At 74.5% G+C, this 14,044-nt stretch carries 13 protein-coding genes; 5 read left to right on the forward strand and 8 right to left on the reverse strand.

Translation table 11 applies throughout. The features are described 5' to 3' along the window. The first annotated feature begins 23 nt into the window (after positions 1 to 23). Positions 24 to 437, forward strand: coding sequence for a PaaI family thioesterase (locus ACFV0Q_RS26800; RefSeq protein ID WP_385008929.1), 414 nt, complete (start codon positions 24 to 26; stop codon positions 435 to 437). Beyond that, complete coding sequence (locus ACFV0Q_RS26805; RefSeq protein ID WP_385008918.1) at positions 434 to 1,729, forward strand: MFS transporter; 1,296 nt, start codon at positions 434 to 436, stop codon at positions 1,727 to 1,729. Before ACFV0Q_RS26800 ends, ACFV0Q_RS26805 begins: the two co-directional genes overlap by 4 nt. On the opposite strand, the gene ACFV0Q_RS26810 is transcribed toward ACFV0Q_RS26805, so the two are convergent. After that, positions 1,695 to 2,627, reverse strand: a complete 933-nt coding sequence (locus ACFV0Q_RS26810) for an SDR family oxidoreductase (RefSeq protein ID WP_385008919.1) — start codon at positions 2,625 to 2,627, stop codon at positions 1,695 to 1,697. The two genes, ACFV0Q_RS26805 and ACFV0Q_RS26810, sit on opposite strands and share 35 nt — an antisense overlap. A gap of 110 nt (positions 2,628 to 2,737) precedes the next feature. On the opposite strand from ACFV0Q_RS26810, the gene ACFV0Q_RS26815 reads away from it, so the two are divergent. Then, on the forward strand, positions 2,738 to 3,436 hold the full coding sequence (locus ACFV0Q_RS26815) for a TetR family transcriptional regulator (RefSeq protein ID WP_385008920.1): 699 nt from the start codon (positions 2,738 to 2,740) through the stop codon (positions 3,434 to 3,436). A gap of 96 nt (positions 3,437 to 3,532) precedes the next feature. Next, complete coding sequence (locus ACFV0Q_RS26820; RefSeq protein WP_385008921.1) at positions 3,533 to 3,985, forward strand: SRPBCC family protein; 453 nt, start codon at positions 3,533 to 3,535, stop codon at positions 3,983 to 3,985. Between the two features lie 23 nt (positions 3,986 to 4,008). On the opposite strand, the gene ACFV0Q_RS26825 is transcribed toward ACFV0Q_RS26820, so the two are convergent. From ACFV0Q_RS26825 to ACFV0Q_RS26850, 6 genes are all read right to left on the reverse strand, one after another. Beyond that, entirely contained in the window at positions 4,009 to 5,586 is a 1,578-nt protein-coding gene (locus ACFV0Q_RS26825; RefSeq protein ID WP_385008922.1) for an alpha/beta hydrolase, read from the reverse strand. A gap of 196 nt (positions 5,587 to 5,782) precedes the next feature. Then, on the reverse strand, positions 5,783 to 6,841 hold the full coding sequence (gene tsaD, locus ACFV0Q_RS26830; RefSeq protein WP_385008923.1) for a tRNA (adenosine(37)-N6)-threonylcarbamoyltransferase complex transferase subunit TsaD: 1,059 nt from the start codon (positions 6,839 to 6,841) through the stop codon (positions 5,783 to 5,785). Positions 6,842 to 6,952: 111 nt separating this feature from the next. Beyond that, on the reverse strand, positions 6,953 to 7,435 hold the full coding sequence (locus ACFV0Q_RS26835) for a hypothetical protein (protein WP_385008924.1): 483 nt from the start codon (positions 7,433 to 7,435) through the stop codon (positions 6,953 to 6,955). A 106-nt stretch (positions 7,436 to 7,541) separates the two neighbouring features. Further along, entirely contained in the window at positions 7,542 to 8,546 is a 1,005-nt protein-coding gene (locus ACFV0Q_RS26840; protein ID WP_385008930.1) for an SCO0930 family lipoprotein, read from the reverse strand. Between the two features lie 151 nt (positions 8,547 to 8,697). Continuing rightward, positions 8,698 to 10,146 (reverse strand): NADH-ubiquinone oxidoreductase-F iron-sulfur binding region domain-containing protein, encoded by a 1,449-nt coding sequence (locus ACFV0Q_RS26845; protein ID WP_385008925.1) that lies wholly within the window; start codon positions 10,144 to 10,146, stop codon positions 8,698 to 8,700. Then, on the reverse strand, positions 10,143 to 11,114 hold the full coding sequence (locus ACFV0Q_RS26850; RefSeq protein ID WP_385008926.1) for a hypothetical protein: 972 nt from the start codon (positions 11,112 to 11,114) through the stop codon (positions 10,143 to 10,145). The genes ACFV0Q_RS26845 and ACFV0Q_RS26850 overlap by 4 nt, the downstream gene beginning before the upstream one ends. 635 nt (positions 11,115 to 11,749) lie before the next feature. Here ACFV0Q_RS26850 and ACFV0Q_RS26855 point away from each other — a divergent pair. Then, positions 11,750 to 12,973: a PucR family transcriptional regulator gene (locus ACFV0Q_RS26855; RefSeq protein ID WP_385008927.1), complete on the forward strand. Its 1,224-nt coding sequence runs from the start codon at positions 11,750 to 11,752 to the stop codon at positions 12,971 to 12,973. A 92-nt stretch (positions 12,974 to 13,065) separates the two neighbouring features. On the opposite strand, the gene ACFV0Q_RS26860 is transcribed toward ACFV0Q_RS26855, so the two are convergent. Then, on the reverse strand, positions 13,066 to 13,893 hold the full coding sequence (locus ACFV0Q_RS26860; RefSeq protein ID WP_385008928.1) for an RNA polymerase sigma factor: 828 nt from the start codon (positions 13,891 to 13,893) through the stop codon (positions 13,066 to 13,068). Positions 13,894 to 14,044 lie beyond the last annotated feature (151 nt).

Here is a 14,044-nt window from a genome sequence, read left to right on the forward strand (position 1 = left end):
GGCCGGGCCGCCACAATCTGCGGGTGACGCTGACACCGGCAGACGCGGACAAGATCCTCCACGACAACTTCGCCCCCTGGGTGCTCGCCCTCGGCCTCACCGTCGAGGAGACCGGCGAGCGGCACGCCGTCCTGCGGCTGCCCTGGTCCGACGCCCTGGCGCGGGACGGCGGCGGCCTCAGCGGCCAGGCCCTGATGGCCGCCGCCGACACCGCCACCGTCATCGCGATCAGCTCCGCGCGCGGCGCGTACGGCCCGATGACCACCGTCCAGCAGTCCACGAGCTTCCAGCGGCCCGTGACCGGCGCCGACGTGCTGATCGACGTACGGATCACCAAACTCGGCAAGCGGATGGCCTTCGCCGACATCACCCTGACCCCCGAAGGCGGACAGGAACCGGCCGCCAAGGCCTCCACCGTCTACGCCCTGCTCGGGTGACGGCGGGCGACACCGGCCCGGATCCGGCACCGCTCGGCCGGAACAGGGACTTCACCGTCTTCTGGCTCGGCCAGGCCCTGTCCGTGCTCGGCGGGTCCGTCTCCCTGCTCGCCCTGCCGCTGCTGGTGCTCGACGCCACCGGGGACGTGGTGCAGCTCGGGCTGCTCACCGCCGTCTTCGGGGCCACCGGGATCGTGACGGGCACCTTCGCCGGTTCCGTGGTCGACCGCACCGACCGGCGGCGCCTGATGATCGGCTGCGATCTGGGCCGGGCCGTACTGCTGTGCGCGCTGCCCCTGCTGTGGATGGCCGGTCCGCGGATCTGGCTGCTGTACGTGCTGACCGTGCCGGTGGCCGTCCTGAAGACCCTGTTCGACGTGGCGTACGTGACCGCCGTGCCCGGCCTGGTCCCGCCGCGCGACCTGACCGCCGCCAACGGGCGGCTGATGAGCACCTTCGCCCTCGGGACCCTGCTCGGGCCGGTGGCCGCCGGGCTGATCACCACCGGCGCCGACGCCGGCTGGGCGCTGGCCGTGGACGGGGCCACCTTCGCCGTGTCGGCCGCGAGCCTGCGGTGGGTGCGCTTCGGCCGCCACGGGGACGGGGGGCGCCCCACCGCGGCGGGCGGCGGCTTCCGGGAGATGTTCCTGACCGGGTTCCGCTTCCTGTGGGCGCAGCCCGTGCTGCGGTCCCTGACCGTCCTGCTGACCCTGCTGACCTTCGTCACCATGGGCGCCACCGACCTGCTGATCTACCGGGTCCAGCACGACCTCGGCGGGTCCGCCGCCACCCTCGGCTACGTGATCGCCGTCAGCGGGCTCGGAGCCGTCGCCGCCTCCTTCGCCGCCGGGCCGCTGCGCCGCGCCCTCGGGTTCGGGACCTGCTGGCTGGGCTCCGTCGCGCTGATCGGCCTGGCGGTGGCGGTGACCGGGGTCAGTGGGAGCGTGCCGGTGGTCGCGGTGGCGGCGGCGGTGTTCATGTTCGGGCTCACCCTGGGCGGCGTCTGCTCCATGACCCTGCGTCAGGAGATCACCCCCGACCCGCTGCTGGGCCGGGTCACCTCCGCGTTCTGGACGGTGCACAACGCCTCCGGCCCGGTCGGGGCGGCCGTGCTGACGGTGCTCGCCGCCCGGCACGGGGTCCCGGCCGTCAGCCTGGGTGCCGGGGCGGTGTGCCTGCTCATCCTCGGAGCCGGGCTGCTGACCCCGCTGCGCGGGAGCCGGCCCGGCCCGGCCGCCGACAGTGCCCCGGCCCGGGCTAGCTCGCCGACGCGGCGGCTTCGACGCCGGTGAGCCGCTCCGCGCGATCCCACAGCGCGGCGGCCGCGGCGGCGTCCCGGGCCCGGCGCGGGACGCCCGCCTCGGTGGTCGGTCCGACCAGGCCGAAGCGGCCGCCCGGGCCGTAGTAGCCGCCGGCCGTGGCCTCCGGGCTCGTGGCGGCGTACAGGAGCGGTTCCGTGCCCGGGCCGACCTCCTGCTTCGGGAGGAAGTCCACGGCGCCCACCAGGCCGTGCAGCCGCGAGGGCTTGTCCCGGCCGAGGCTGGCCCCGGCCGTCTGGAGGTTGGTCTTGGTGTACCCGGGGTGCGCGGCGGTGCTGCGCAGCGGCCAGCCCCGCTCCTCGGCGAGGACGGCCAGGTGCCGGGTCATCATCAGGTCGGCCAGCTTCGACTGCGCGTAGGAGAGCATCGGACTGTAGCGCCGCCGCTCCCACTGCAGGTCGGTGAGGTCGATCCGCGCGAAGTGCGCGGTGCCGCTGCTCATGGTCGCCACGCGCGGGGCGGGCGCCGCCAGCAGCGCGGGCAGGAGCCGGACGGTCAGCGCGAACGGGCCGAGGAAGTTGCTGCCGAACTGGAGCTCGAAGCCGTCGGAGGTGGTCATCCGGCGCGGCGGGGCCATCACCCCGGCGTTGTTGACGAGCAGGTCGAGGGGGGTGCCGTCGGCGAGCAGCCCGTCCGCGAAGGCGGCGACGGAGGTGAGGTCGGCCAGGTCGATCCGGCGCACCTCCACCTCGGCGTGCGGGTGGCGGGCCAGGATCTCGGCGCGGGCCGTGTCGCCCTTGGCGGGCGTGCGGACTGCCAGGACGACCCGGGCCCCGGCCTCGGCGAGGCGGCGGGCGGCCTCCTTGCCGGTGCCGCTGTTGGCTCCGGTGACGACGGCGAGCTTCCCGGACTGGTCGGGGAGGGCATACATGGCGTGCTCCTTACGGAGACTCGTAAGAGACCGGCGGTCTCCTGTCCTGTTCCGAAGCTAGCAGACCGCTGGTCTGATAACAACAGACCGCAGGTCTGTAAGCTGATGTCGTGACCACGCCTACGAACTTCCAGCGCGCCCGCAGCGAGGAACAGCGCGCCGCCCGCCGCCGGGCGATCCTCGACACCGCCGCCGCGATGCTCGCGGAGATGCCGGTGGCGCAGGTCAGCCTGAACGAGCTCAGCCGACGCGTGGGCCTGGCCAAATCGAATGTGCTGCGCTACTTCGAATCCCGCGAGGAGGTCCTGCTGGAACTCCTCAATCTGGCCACCCGCGAGCTGGTGGACGGGCTCGACGGGGCGCTCGCCGAGGCCCTGGAGGGAGCCCCGCCCGCCGCCCGCCCGGACCGCGTCGCCGGCTGCGTGGCCCGGGAGCTGGCGGCCCGCCCCGTCCTGTGCGACCTGATCAGCGCCCAGGCCGCCGTCCTGGAACGCAACATCTCCCCGGAGGTCGCCGCCCGGTACAAGCACGCCGCCATCGCGGGCGCGACCGCGCTCGCGTCCCTGATCGCGGACCGGCTGCCCGAACTGCGGCGCGAGGACGCCTTCCGCTTCGTCGCGGGCACCGTCATCGTCGCCGGCTCCGTCTGGGCCCACGCCCGGCCCTCCGCCGCGATGCTCGCCGCCTACGCGGCCGATCCGGCCCTGGCCGTGCTGTGCCTGGACTTCGAGGACACCCTGCGCGAGACGCTGGAGGTGCTGCTGTCGGGGCTGCTGGCGCGCGCCCGGGACGCGGGTCTGGGATCGTGATCCCGTAGACCCGTAGACCCGTAGACCCGTAGACCCGTAGGACCCGTAGACCCGTAGGACCCGCGAGAGAAGCGTCGTACGCCCGGAGGTGCGCGGATGGCCGGACAGTTCGAGGCGACCGTCGAGGTCGACCGGCCCGTCGACGAGGTGTTCGCGTACCTCGCCGACGGCCGCAACGACCCCGAATTCAGCCCCCGGGTGCAGGAGATCACCAAGACCCCGGACGGGCCCACGGCCCTCGGGACGGTGTTCCGCAGCACGGTGAAGGACGCCGGGATGAAGACGGGCCGGGAGTTCCGCATCACCGGCTTCGAACCGCCCGGCCTGATCCGCTGGACCGAGCAGAGCCGGAACCTGGTGACCGCCGAGGGCGGCTACGACCTGGAGGCGCTGCCCGGAGGCCGTACCCGGGTGCGCATCTTCAACACCCTCGAAGGGCACGGCCTCGGCAAGCTGCTGGTCGGCTTCGCGCTGAGCGCGGCCCGCAAGGACGCCCCCGATTTCGGCCGCCGCATCAAGGCGGCGGTGGAGGCGTCCCGGCCGGGCTGACCCGATGACCCGGCGGGTCCGCGTCAGAAGCGCCGCGGCACCGCCGGGAACGGCAGCGGGCTCTTCGGCTGCGGCGCGGTGCCGCGTTCGGCGGCCCCCGGAGCCGTCCGGCAGGTCACGTCACCGGCGGGCAGCCGGCCCGAGGTCAGGTACGCGTTGACCGGGGCGTTCGCGCAGGAGGCCGGATCGGCGAGGTACACGCCGTGGCCCTCGCCGCCCAGCGCCAGCACCATCCGCGAGCCCTTCAGCGCACGGTGCAGGCCCTGCCCGCTGACCAGCGGGGTCTGCGAATCCCACTCGTTCTGCACCGTCAGCACGTCCACCCGGGTCTTCATGGGCGTCGCCGCCTCCAGCGGCCGCTGCCAGAAGGCGCACGGCTTGATGGTGGAGGCCATGTCCCCGTACAGCGGGTAGCGCTCCTTGTCCTTCACCGCGTCCCGCCGGTACCGCTCGGGATCGCGCGGCCAGGCGTCGGTGTCCCCGCACACCACGGACCAGAAGACGGCGATCGAGTTGTCCGGCGCGGACTCGGCGGGCCGCAGGGCCTTCAGCAGCTCCGCCGCGGACGGCCCGGCCGGCAGCGGCTCGCCCGCGGCCGCGGCCTTGAGCGCGGCGACGAGCGGGGCCGCCGTCGCCGGGTAGAAGAACACGCTCCGCGCGGAGCGGATGTCATCCCCCGTCAGCTTCTGGCCCCCCAGCTCGATCGGGTCGCGGTCGGCCCGCGCCACCAGGTCCCAGAACGTCCTGGACACGGCCTCCGGGGTGGCCCCGAGGTGGTACTCCCCGTCGCGCTCCGCCGTCCACCGCGTCCAGCGCGCGTACGCCGGCTCGGCCTCGGTCGCCCACACCTGGAGCATGCCGCGCCAGGCGCGCTGCGGGTCGACCCCGCTGTCGAGGACGAAGCGGTCGGCGCGCTGCGGGAACATCTGCGTGTACACCGCGCCCAGGTAGGTCCCGTACGAGTAGCCCAGGTAGGAGACCTTCCGCTCGCCCAGCGCCGCCCGGACGGCGTCCATGTCGCGGGCGGTGTTGCGGGTGGTGATGTACGGGAGGACGTCCCCGGACTTCTCGCGGCACTTGTCCGCGACCGTGCGCGCCCAGGCCACGTCGGAGGCGTAGGTCTCGGGACGGTAGCCGCGGTCGAAGTTCTGCTCGGCGTCGGTGAGGCCGCAGCCGACCGGGTTGCTCTGCCCGACCCCGCGCGGATCGAAGCCGATGAGGTCGTAGCGGTCCCTGACCTCCTTCGGCATCTCCGCGTCCGCCATCAGCGGCAGGTCGAGACCCGATCCGCCCGGACCGCCCGGGTTCAGCAGCATCACCCCGTGCCGCTTCGCGGGGTTCTGACTCTTGATCCGGGATATCGCGAGGTCGATCCGGCGGCCCTCGGGGCGCCGGTAGTCGAGCGGGACCTTGATGGTCGCGCACTCGTACGAGGCGGGCTGCGCGGCGTCGCAGCGGTGCCAGGAGGGCTTCTGGGGCTGGTAGTCGGCGGCCGGGGCGGCGGCCGCCTGCGTCGCGGACAGCAGCGGGAGGGCGGTCGCGAGGAGACCGGCGGCGGCGAGCAGGGGCGCGAAGCGCGGTACGCGCGGATTCAGGCGCACGAAGAGCCGTTCCTTTCGGAGAGAGGGGCGGTTCCCTGCTCACCCTGGAGTACGCGGCGGCCGGGCGAATCATCCCTCAGGGCGGCTCTTGTGCTCGTCTGTGCTCCTCACGAACGAGCGGAATTCCGGACAACTGGCCGACGCACCACGGCCCTTCGCGCGGGCGTGGTCCGGGTGTTCGACGGGCCCGCCCGCTTCAGCCGGCCCGGCGCGGGTGCAGCGCCGCGTACTCCAGCGGGGCCGACGGGTCGACGGACACGTCGAGCGGCGCCGGCCGCGCCCCGGCCCGCACCAGCAGGTCGCCCACCGCGGCGATCATCGCCCCGTTGTCGGTGCACAGCGTCATCGGCGGCACCCGCAGCCGGACCCCGGCCGCCGCGCAGCGCTCCTCGGCGAGCGCCCGCACCCGGGAGTTGGCCGCGACCCCGCCCACCACGACGAGGGTCCCCACCCCGTGGGCCCGGCAGGCGGCCAGCGCCTTGCGGGTGAGCACGTCCGCCACGGCCTCCTGGAGCGAGGCGGCGCCGTCGGCCACCGGGAGCTCCTCGCCGCGCAGCCGGTAGCGCTCGGCCCAGCGGGCGGCGGCCGTCTTCAGCCCGGAGAAGGAGAAGGCGTACGGGTCGTCGTGCGGGCCGGACAGCGGGCGCGGGAACGCCACCGCGCACCGGTCGCCCTCCCGGGCCGCGCGGTCCATGGCCGGCCCGCCCGGGTACGGCAGTCCGAAGACCCGCGCCACCTTGTCGAAGCACTCGCCCGCCGCGTCGTCGACGGTGTCGCCGAGGTGCACGATCGGATCGCGTACGAGGTCCCGTACGAGCAGCAGCGAGGTGTGCCCGCCCGAGACGATCAGCACCACGCACGGGTCGGGGAGCGGCCCGTGCTCCAGGGTGTCGGCGGCGACGTGCCCGGCCAGGTGGTGGACCCCGTACAGCGGTACGCCCGCCGCGTAGGCCAGGGTCTTCGCCCCCGCCAGGCCCACCTGGAGGGCGCCCGACAGGCCCGGGCCGGTGGTGACGGCCACGGCGTCGAGGTCCGACGGCCGCAGCCCCGCCTGGTCCAGGGCCTCGCGGACCACGGGGGTGAAGGCCTGGAGGTGGGCGCGTGCGGCGATCTCCGGGACCACGCCGCCGAAGCGGGCGTGCTCGTCCATACTGGAGGCCACGGCGTGCGCGAGGAGCCGCCCGTCGGAGACGATGCCGGCCCCGGTCTCGTCGCACGACGATTCGATCCCGAGCACGATGCGTCCCGTTGCCATCGGCCTTCTCCTTCGCGTCCCGCACGTGCCGGGTGCCCCGCGACGTCGGCGCGGGCGGCTTCTGCCGGGAGATTCTAATTGCAAGTAATGTGCAATAAGACCTCCGGCGGGTCAGTGGCCGTGTGCGTGGCCCTCCGCCGAGGGGGAGCCGTCCGTGTGCTCCGTGTGGTCGGTGCCGGTTTCCAGGGTGCCGCCGAGGCGGTCGTGCAGCGCCGTCAGGGCGTCCGCCGACGGGGCGGTGACCACCCAGCGGTCCCCGACCAGGTAGACGCCGCCGTACATCCGGGTCTCGTCCAGCCAGGAGCGCAGGCCCTGTTCGGCGGTGAAGGTGGTCAGGCGGTAGGCGCCCTGCGCGGTCTCGCAGGCGCCCTGGCGCAGCTCGTCCGCCTCGATGCTCACCTCGGCGGTGCAGCCGAGCGCGCCGGCGATCTCCTCGACGGAGGTGCCGGGAGCGGCCGGGACGGCCGGTGCGGCGGCGGCCGCCGCCACGTGGTGGGCCGACGGGCTCCCGGCGCACCCGCCGCACAGCAGCGAGGCGCACATCACGGCAACGGCCACGAGGAGACGGCCCGTCGGACGGTCGGTGGACGGCATGGCACAACCTCGCTGACTGATCGCGGAAATGGGGCCGTGGTGCCCGGCGGGGAGGGGGGCCGGGCACCACGGGATCGGGGGTGTGGGGGGAGTGGGGTGAGGGGTCTTATCCGGTCGCCTTCGCCTTCTTTCCCTTGTCGGTCACGGCGAACCAGAGGCCCTGTTTGTTGTGCCCGCTGATATCGCCGGGTTCCTTGTCCCCGGTGAAGGTGTAGACGGGCCAGCAGTCGATCGTCAATTGTTCCGATCCGTCGGGCCGCTTCACCGAGCCGACCAATTCGGCGGCAATTCCCTTCACCTTCGCCTTGTCGACCGGCGAAGCCGGTTTCCACGTGTTGAGGCAGGCGTCGAGACACCCGAATTTCATCGGCCAGGCGCTGTCCTTGTCGAAGCGGTAGAGGGTGCGGCCCTGCGAATCGGCGAGGATGGTGCCGAGCTGCGCGTTCTGACGGGCCGACAGCGAAGCCTGCTGTTCCGCCTCCTGTCCCGCCCCCTGTTCCGCCGGCTTCTGGGGCGCGGCCCCCGCCCCCTTGCTCGCGGAGGCGGGCTTCCCGTCCGGGCCCACCGCGTGCCAGGTGCCGCCGACGCCCTCGCCGAGCGTGTCGCCCGCCTTGGTGTCCTTCGCGTAGCGGTACACCGGCCAGCCGCCCAGCGTCAGCTGGCGGGTGCCGTCGGCCCGGGTGACCGAGCCGAGCATGCCGTTCTCGATGCCGGCGCCCGCCGAGGCGTCGTCGGCCGACACCGCGGGCCAGACGGTGGCGCAGTCCGCCTCGCAGTTGGACTTGGGCGGCTTGGCGGTGTCCTTGTCGAACCGGTAGAGGGTGAAGCCCTCGCCGTCGGTGACCGCGGAGCCCAGGTCCGGGACCTCCCGTACCTTCAGCTGCCCGGCCGGCGAGCTCTTCGCGGCCGCCTCGGCCCCGCCGGCCGGTGCGGCCCCGGTATCGCTGCCGTACCCCGGGAGCGAACCGGACCCGTACCCGTCGAGCGCCTTGCTGTCGCTCACCGGCTGTACGGAATTCCCCTTCGCGGAGGGCTTGTCCGAGATCCCGCACCCGGCCGTCAGCAGCAGTACGGCGACCGCCGAACCGGCGAATACCTCACGGCGACGCATTCTCTTCACGGTCTCTCCTTCAGCTTCGGTCCCGCGTTCTCATTGCCTGAGTAATTGATACGGGCCCCGGAGCCGCCCCAGTGGATATTCCCGGGAATTTGTCAGATCGCGCCAAGAATGAACTCGGGGGCAATCCGCGGCCGTGCACGGCTCATTCCAGGATGCGCAGCGCGAGCGCCGGGCAGCGTCGTACGGCACGCAGCGCCTTGGGCCGCAGGACCCCCGGCACCGGCATGGAGGCCTGCGCCGGGTAGCCGTCCGCGTCGAGGCGTACGACGTCCGGGAGGATGTCCACGCACAGCCCGTGCCCCTTGCACAGCGTCCAGTCCACGACCAGCCGCTCCGGGCTCTCGTCGCGGGGCAGGGGCAGCGCCCCCAGCACCCGCCGCCCGCACCCGCTGCCCAGCGCGTGGTCGCGGAACTCGTCGGGGAAGGCGGCGAGCGCCGAGGCCACGAAGTGCGAGGTGCCGTCGGGGTGGCTGCACGCACCGCGCTTGCGCACGCCGTGCATGCGCGCCTCCACCGCGTCGAGGGCGGCCCGGCCCCCGCCGCCGACGGCCTCCTCCAGTACGTCGGCCAGCGCGGGCAGCCCTCGTACGCACGGGCCGCACTGGCCGGCCGACTCCTTCGCCATCCAGCGCGTCACCCGGGCCACTTCGCCCGCCGGGCAGGTGTCCTCGGGCAGCGGCAGCACCGCCCCCGCGCCGAGCACCGCGCCGAAGGCGGCGAGGGACTGGCGGGACACCTCCGCGCCGAGGGCGGAACCGGGGTCGAGCCAGCGCCCGTGATAGCCACCGACGAGCACGCCCTGCCCGGGGCGGGTGCCGCACAGCTCCAGGACGTACGCCAGCGAGGTCCCGGTCGGCGTCTCGACGACCGTGGAGCCGGCCACGGTCAGCAGCACGGTGCCCGGCTCGGAGGGCAGGCCGACCGCCCGGTAGCCGGGGGCGCCGAGCCGGGCGGCGACGCCGAGTTGCGCGTACGTCTCGGTGTTCGAGAGCAGGGTGGGCACCCCGCCCAGACCGCGCTCGCTGGTGCGCACCCGCTGCCCCGACGGCAGCGCGGCGCCGCCGTTGAGGCCGTTGATCATCGAGGTGCCCTCCCCGGTCACGAACCGCTCGGGCAGCAGCGCGACGCGCACCTGGCGCCCGCCCGGACCCCGTTCGGCGACGGCGTCGCGCACCGAACGCTCCACGTCCGGCCGGGTGACGGCGACCACCACGTCCTCGGCGCCGATCGCGGCGGCGGCCAGCAGGGCTCCGTCGAGCACCAGATGGGGGGCGTGCAGCAGCAGGGCCTTGTCCTTGAGGCAACTCGGCTCTCCCTCACTGCCGTTGACGACGACGGCGGTCAACCCGTCGCGTCCCCGCGCCGACTGGGTGACGGCGCGCAGTTTCCGGGCGAAGGGGAAGCCCGCGCCGCCGCGGCCCCGCAGGTCGATGTCGGCGGCGAGGTCGACGAGTTCGTCCGGGCGGAAGCGGGGGAGCGGGCCGTGTGCGGCCAGATGGGCCTCGCGGTCGAGCCGCGGGGCCCGGTCGAGTCCGGTCAGCAGCCGGGGGGCGCCCACGCAGCCGAGGCCGGGTCGCGGTACGTCGCTCACCGCCGTCCCTCCTGTCCCGCGTCCGCGCCACCGGCCGGGCCGGGCGCGTACGCGGCGGCGTACGGGGGCCGGTCGGGCGGGGGCGGCGCGGACGGCCGGGCGGCGGGGGCGTCCACGGCCCGGCCCGCGCGCTGGGCGCGGAGCCCGGCGAGGGGCACGTCCCGGACGACGTACGGACGGGGCCGCGTGCTGCGCGCCGCCGCGGCGGGCTGAGGGGCGGTCAGGGGGGAGGCGGCGGCCTCGCGCCTCCGCCACCGCACCCGCAGGACGAGGACGCCGATGACGCCCGCCACCCCGAGCACGTACGCCGCCGTCACCCAGGCGTCGGCGGGCCGGCCCGCCTTCAGCCCGTGCACCAGCGAGGCGCCCCACGCCGGGTACGCGCCCACGTGCAGGGCCCGCCACCACCGGGAGCGGCTCTTGGTGGCGAACACACTACGCAGGGCGCCGGAGACCGCCACCGTCACGAAGAGATATCCGGCCAGGGTGCCGAGGCCGATGACCACGGGCCGGTCCGCGTCCGAGAACGGAACCACCGCGGCGGACGCCGCGGTGTGCTGCCCGGCGACCTTGACCCAGATGTGCAGGGCCAGGAAGCCCAGCCCCGACACGGCCAGACCGCGGTGCACGCCCTGGGCGAGCAGCCGGTGCCCCGATCCGAGGAGCACCCGGTCGGTGGCCACCAGTCCCCACAGGACGGTGGCGGTGAGCGAGACGAGCGAGAGCACGCCCGACCCGAAGTCGAGGAAGTCCCACACGTGCGTCAGGGCGCCCGCACGGGCCGCCACGAGCAGGGAGACGAGCGCGGCGAGCGCGGCGCTCACCACGCTCGGGCGCACCCGCCCGGCGACGGGCAGCAGCGAAGGCCGCCGGACGGCCCGCCGTCCCGCGGCCGGGGCCGCCGCCGCGTGACGGCTCCTGCGTCGGGCTCTGTGCGAGCGGGGCATGTGAGGCTGGGGCAGGGGCATCCAGTTCTCCTGTGCGCCTGGGCTCCGAGCACTCCACCTGGCGCTCGGCGCCCGGGAGTTGTGGTCGGTGGTGGCCGGCAGCGCTGTGGAATTCCCACGTCGGCCGAAGGGCTCGGGGGCCGGAGTGCAGCAGCATCGTGGAGCTACGCAGCATCTCCACAGGATTTATCGAAACGTGATAATTTCTCGCACCCCGTCTCCGGTGCGTCGAACAAGCCCGGAAGATTCCCCTCCAGTGGAGGTTGTGACAGGCCATCGCGTCATCCGCCGTCTACGCGTCCCCGACGGCAAAATCAAGGCAAACCCACGGGACCGAAGGTGGCCGGAACCTTCCAGGAGGGCGTATGGAGGCTGCAACTGTCGTGACGGACAAGGTTGTTGGCGAGGCAGACAACCCTGACGGGCTTGTCGTGCCTCCACCGGACAGGCCTCACCCCGGCAAGAACGAGGAAACGATGTGCGAACTTCTGAACCGCATCTGGTCCCGCCCTCGGGGCGAGTGGACCCGTGTCCTGCGCAGGGAACTCCCCGCGCTGGCCGGGGAGATAGTGGAGGAGCTTCTGCATGGAATTCCCGGATTTTCCACACTTGTCGATGACAACGATGCCATCGATGACGAACTTCTCCGGCAAAGGGTGGAATTCGCCCTTCTCACCGCACTCGGCTACCGCGAGGAGAGCGAGGTCGCGCGGGTGCCCGACGAGATCGAGGAACGGCACGACGCGGCGGCGGACGCCGTCCACGGCGGCCCGCACGAGGACGGCCGCGACCCCGGCCCCACGGAGGTGCGCGCACAGGGTCACGGCAGCGGCGGCCACGGCGGCAGCGGCCCCGGCATCGACCGCGGCCCCGGCGGCCTCGGGAGCGCCGCCCCGGAGACCGGGCCCGGTGGCCGCGGCCACGGCGACCGCGCACGCGACCACGGCGACCGCCAACGCGACCACGGCGAGGGCGACCAGGGCGACGGAGATCACGGTGACCGCGACCACGGTGACCGCGATCACGGTGACCGCGAGCACGGCGACGGCGCCCCCGGCCCGCGGCAGGAGCCCGCGGCCCCGGCGGACCGGGCCCGCCAGGACCTCTTCAAGGCCCTCACCGACGACCGCGCCGCCTCCCACAGCTCCCTCGCGGAGCTCGCCGAGGCCGCCGGCTGGCCCCTCCCCGCGTCCGTACGGGCCATCGCGCCGGCCACACCCGGCGAGACCCAGCAGCTGGCGGCCGTCCTCGACGACGCCCTCCCCGGGATGTTCGCGGGCCGGCCGTGCCTGCTGCTCCCCGTGCCCGAGCCCGACACCCGGGCGGCCCTCGAAGTCCCCCTGCGCGGCCGGTTCGCCGCCGTCGGGCACGCCGTCCCCCTCCGGGACACCGCCTCCTCGCTGCGCTGGGCCCTGCGCCTGCTCGCTCTGACCCCCCACCGCGGCGGCCCGGACGCCCGCCCCGTCTTCGTGGACGACCACCTCTCCACGCTCCTGCTCCTCCAGGACGAGCCCCTGGCCCACGCGCTGGCCGCCCGCTGGCTGCGCCCCCTCGCCGACCTGACACCGCGCCAGAGCGAACGGCTGGAGGTCACCCTGCTCGCCTGGCTGGAGGGCGGCGGAGCCCCCGAGGCGGCCAAGGCGCTGAGCGTGCACCCGCAGACCGTGCGCTACCGCATGCGGCAGCTGGAGAAGCTCTTCGGAACCGGTCTGCGCGATCCGCGGACCCGCTTCGAACTGGAGATGGCCCTGCGCAGCCGCCGCCTCATGGCCCAGGTGCGCCGCCAGGCCTCGCGGGCCGGCCGCCGCTCGGCACGCGTCGTCACCGCCGACTTCACCCCCCTGGTCGTCGGACGGATGGCCCGCGTCAACGGCCTGTGACCCGGCCGGAACCGCGGCCGCCCGGCCTCCCCCACGAAGGGGAGGCCGGGCGGCGCCGTTCGTACACCCCGACCGGGCGGAGGAGGAACGGCCTACGCCGCTACGGGCGTCGGGGCCCCGCGCATCGTCGCGTTGAGGTCCAGCAGCTCCGCGTACGCTCCCGCGCACGGTCCGCATCCCGCGAGGTGCCGGACGAGCCCGGGCGGCGTGCGGCGCGCGGTGCCGCGCCGGACCGCGGAGCCCAGCATGCCGCTGTAGTGGCCGCACCGCCCGCCCCCCGGCGCGTCCAGATGGGCGCCGAGGTACGCCTCGCGCAGCCCCTCCCGGGCCCGGAAGGCCAGTGAGGTCACCGCGCTCGGCGTGATGCCCAGCAGCGCGGCGATCCGGTGCGGGGAGTCCTCCTCCACCAGCGTGTGCCACAGGACGGCCTGCCAGCGGGCGGGCAGCGCGTGGAAGGAGCGAGCCACCAGCCGCCGGTCCTCGTCCGCCAGCACCTGGCGCTGCGGGTCGCTGCCGCCGGGCGCCTGCCGGGTCCAGGAGTCGAAGTCCGCCATCAGCAGGGTCCGTCCGTCGCCGTCCCGCCACCGCATCGCCGTGTGCCGGACCACGGCCAGCAGGTACGCGCGCCAGGGCCCCCGGGGGCCGGTGCCGGAGCGGACCGCCTGGAAGGTCCGTACGAACGCCTCCGACACCAGGTCCTCGGCGTCCTGCGGAGTGCGGCAGCAGGTACGGGCGTACGCGAGGGCGGCGCGGCGGTGGCGCCGGTACAGCAGCTCGCACACCGCCGCCGCCTCGGCGCGATCACCACGGCCGGAGCTCCGCAGCAGCCGGGTGAGTTCCCCGTCGGAGGGCGGCGCGACCCGGACCCGGACCCCGTCCGGGGGAGGCGGACCGTCCGCGGTGTCACGAGAACCGGGCATGGCACTCCTCGTCGCTTCGGCACCCGGCCGGGTGCGGATGAGCGGCGGCGGGCCCCGGGGGGCCCCCCGCCCCCGCCCCCCGGGCGCGGGGGGAGACCGCCGCGGGGTGGAATAAAAAAAAAAAACAGCCCACCCCAGATGTGGGGTTGTT

Origin of the sequence: Streptomyces sp. NPDC059564 (assembly GCF_042735575.1) — a bacterium.
Taxonomy (GTDB): Bacteria; Actinomycetota; Actinomycetes; order Streptomycetales; family Streptomycetaceae; genus Streptomyces.

Coding starts and splice junctions, on each gene's coding strand:
- ACFV0Q_RS26835 (WP_385008924.1), bottom strand. CDS start 7,435: ATGCCGTCCACCGACCGTCCGACGGGCCGTCTCCTCGTGGCCGTTGCC.
- ACFV0Q_RS26840 (WP_385008930.1), bottom strand. CDS start 8,546: ATGCGTCGCCGTGAGGTATTCGCCGGTTCGGCGGTCGCCGTACTGCTG.
- ACFV0Q_RS26850 (WP_385008926.1), bottom strand. CDS start 11,114: ATGCCCCTGCCCCAGCCTCACATGCCCCGCTCGCACAGAGCCCGACGC.
- tsaD (WP_385008923.1), bottom strand. CDS start 6,841: ATGGCAACGGGACGCATCGTGCTCGGGATCGAATCGTCGTGCGACGAG.
- ACFV0Q_RS26810 (WP_385008919.1), bottom strand. CDS start 2,627: ATGTATGCCCTCCCCGACCAGTCCGGGAAGCTCGCCGTCGTCACCGGA.
- ACFV0Q_RS26860 (WP_385008928.1), bottom strand. CDS start 13,893: ATGCCCGGTTCTCGTGACACCGCGGACGGTCCGCCTCCCCCGGACGGG.
- ACFV0Q_RS26820 (WP_385008921.1), top strand. CDS start 3,533: ATGGCCGGACAGTTCGAGGCGACCGTCGAGGTCGACCGGCCCGTCGAC.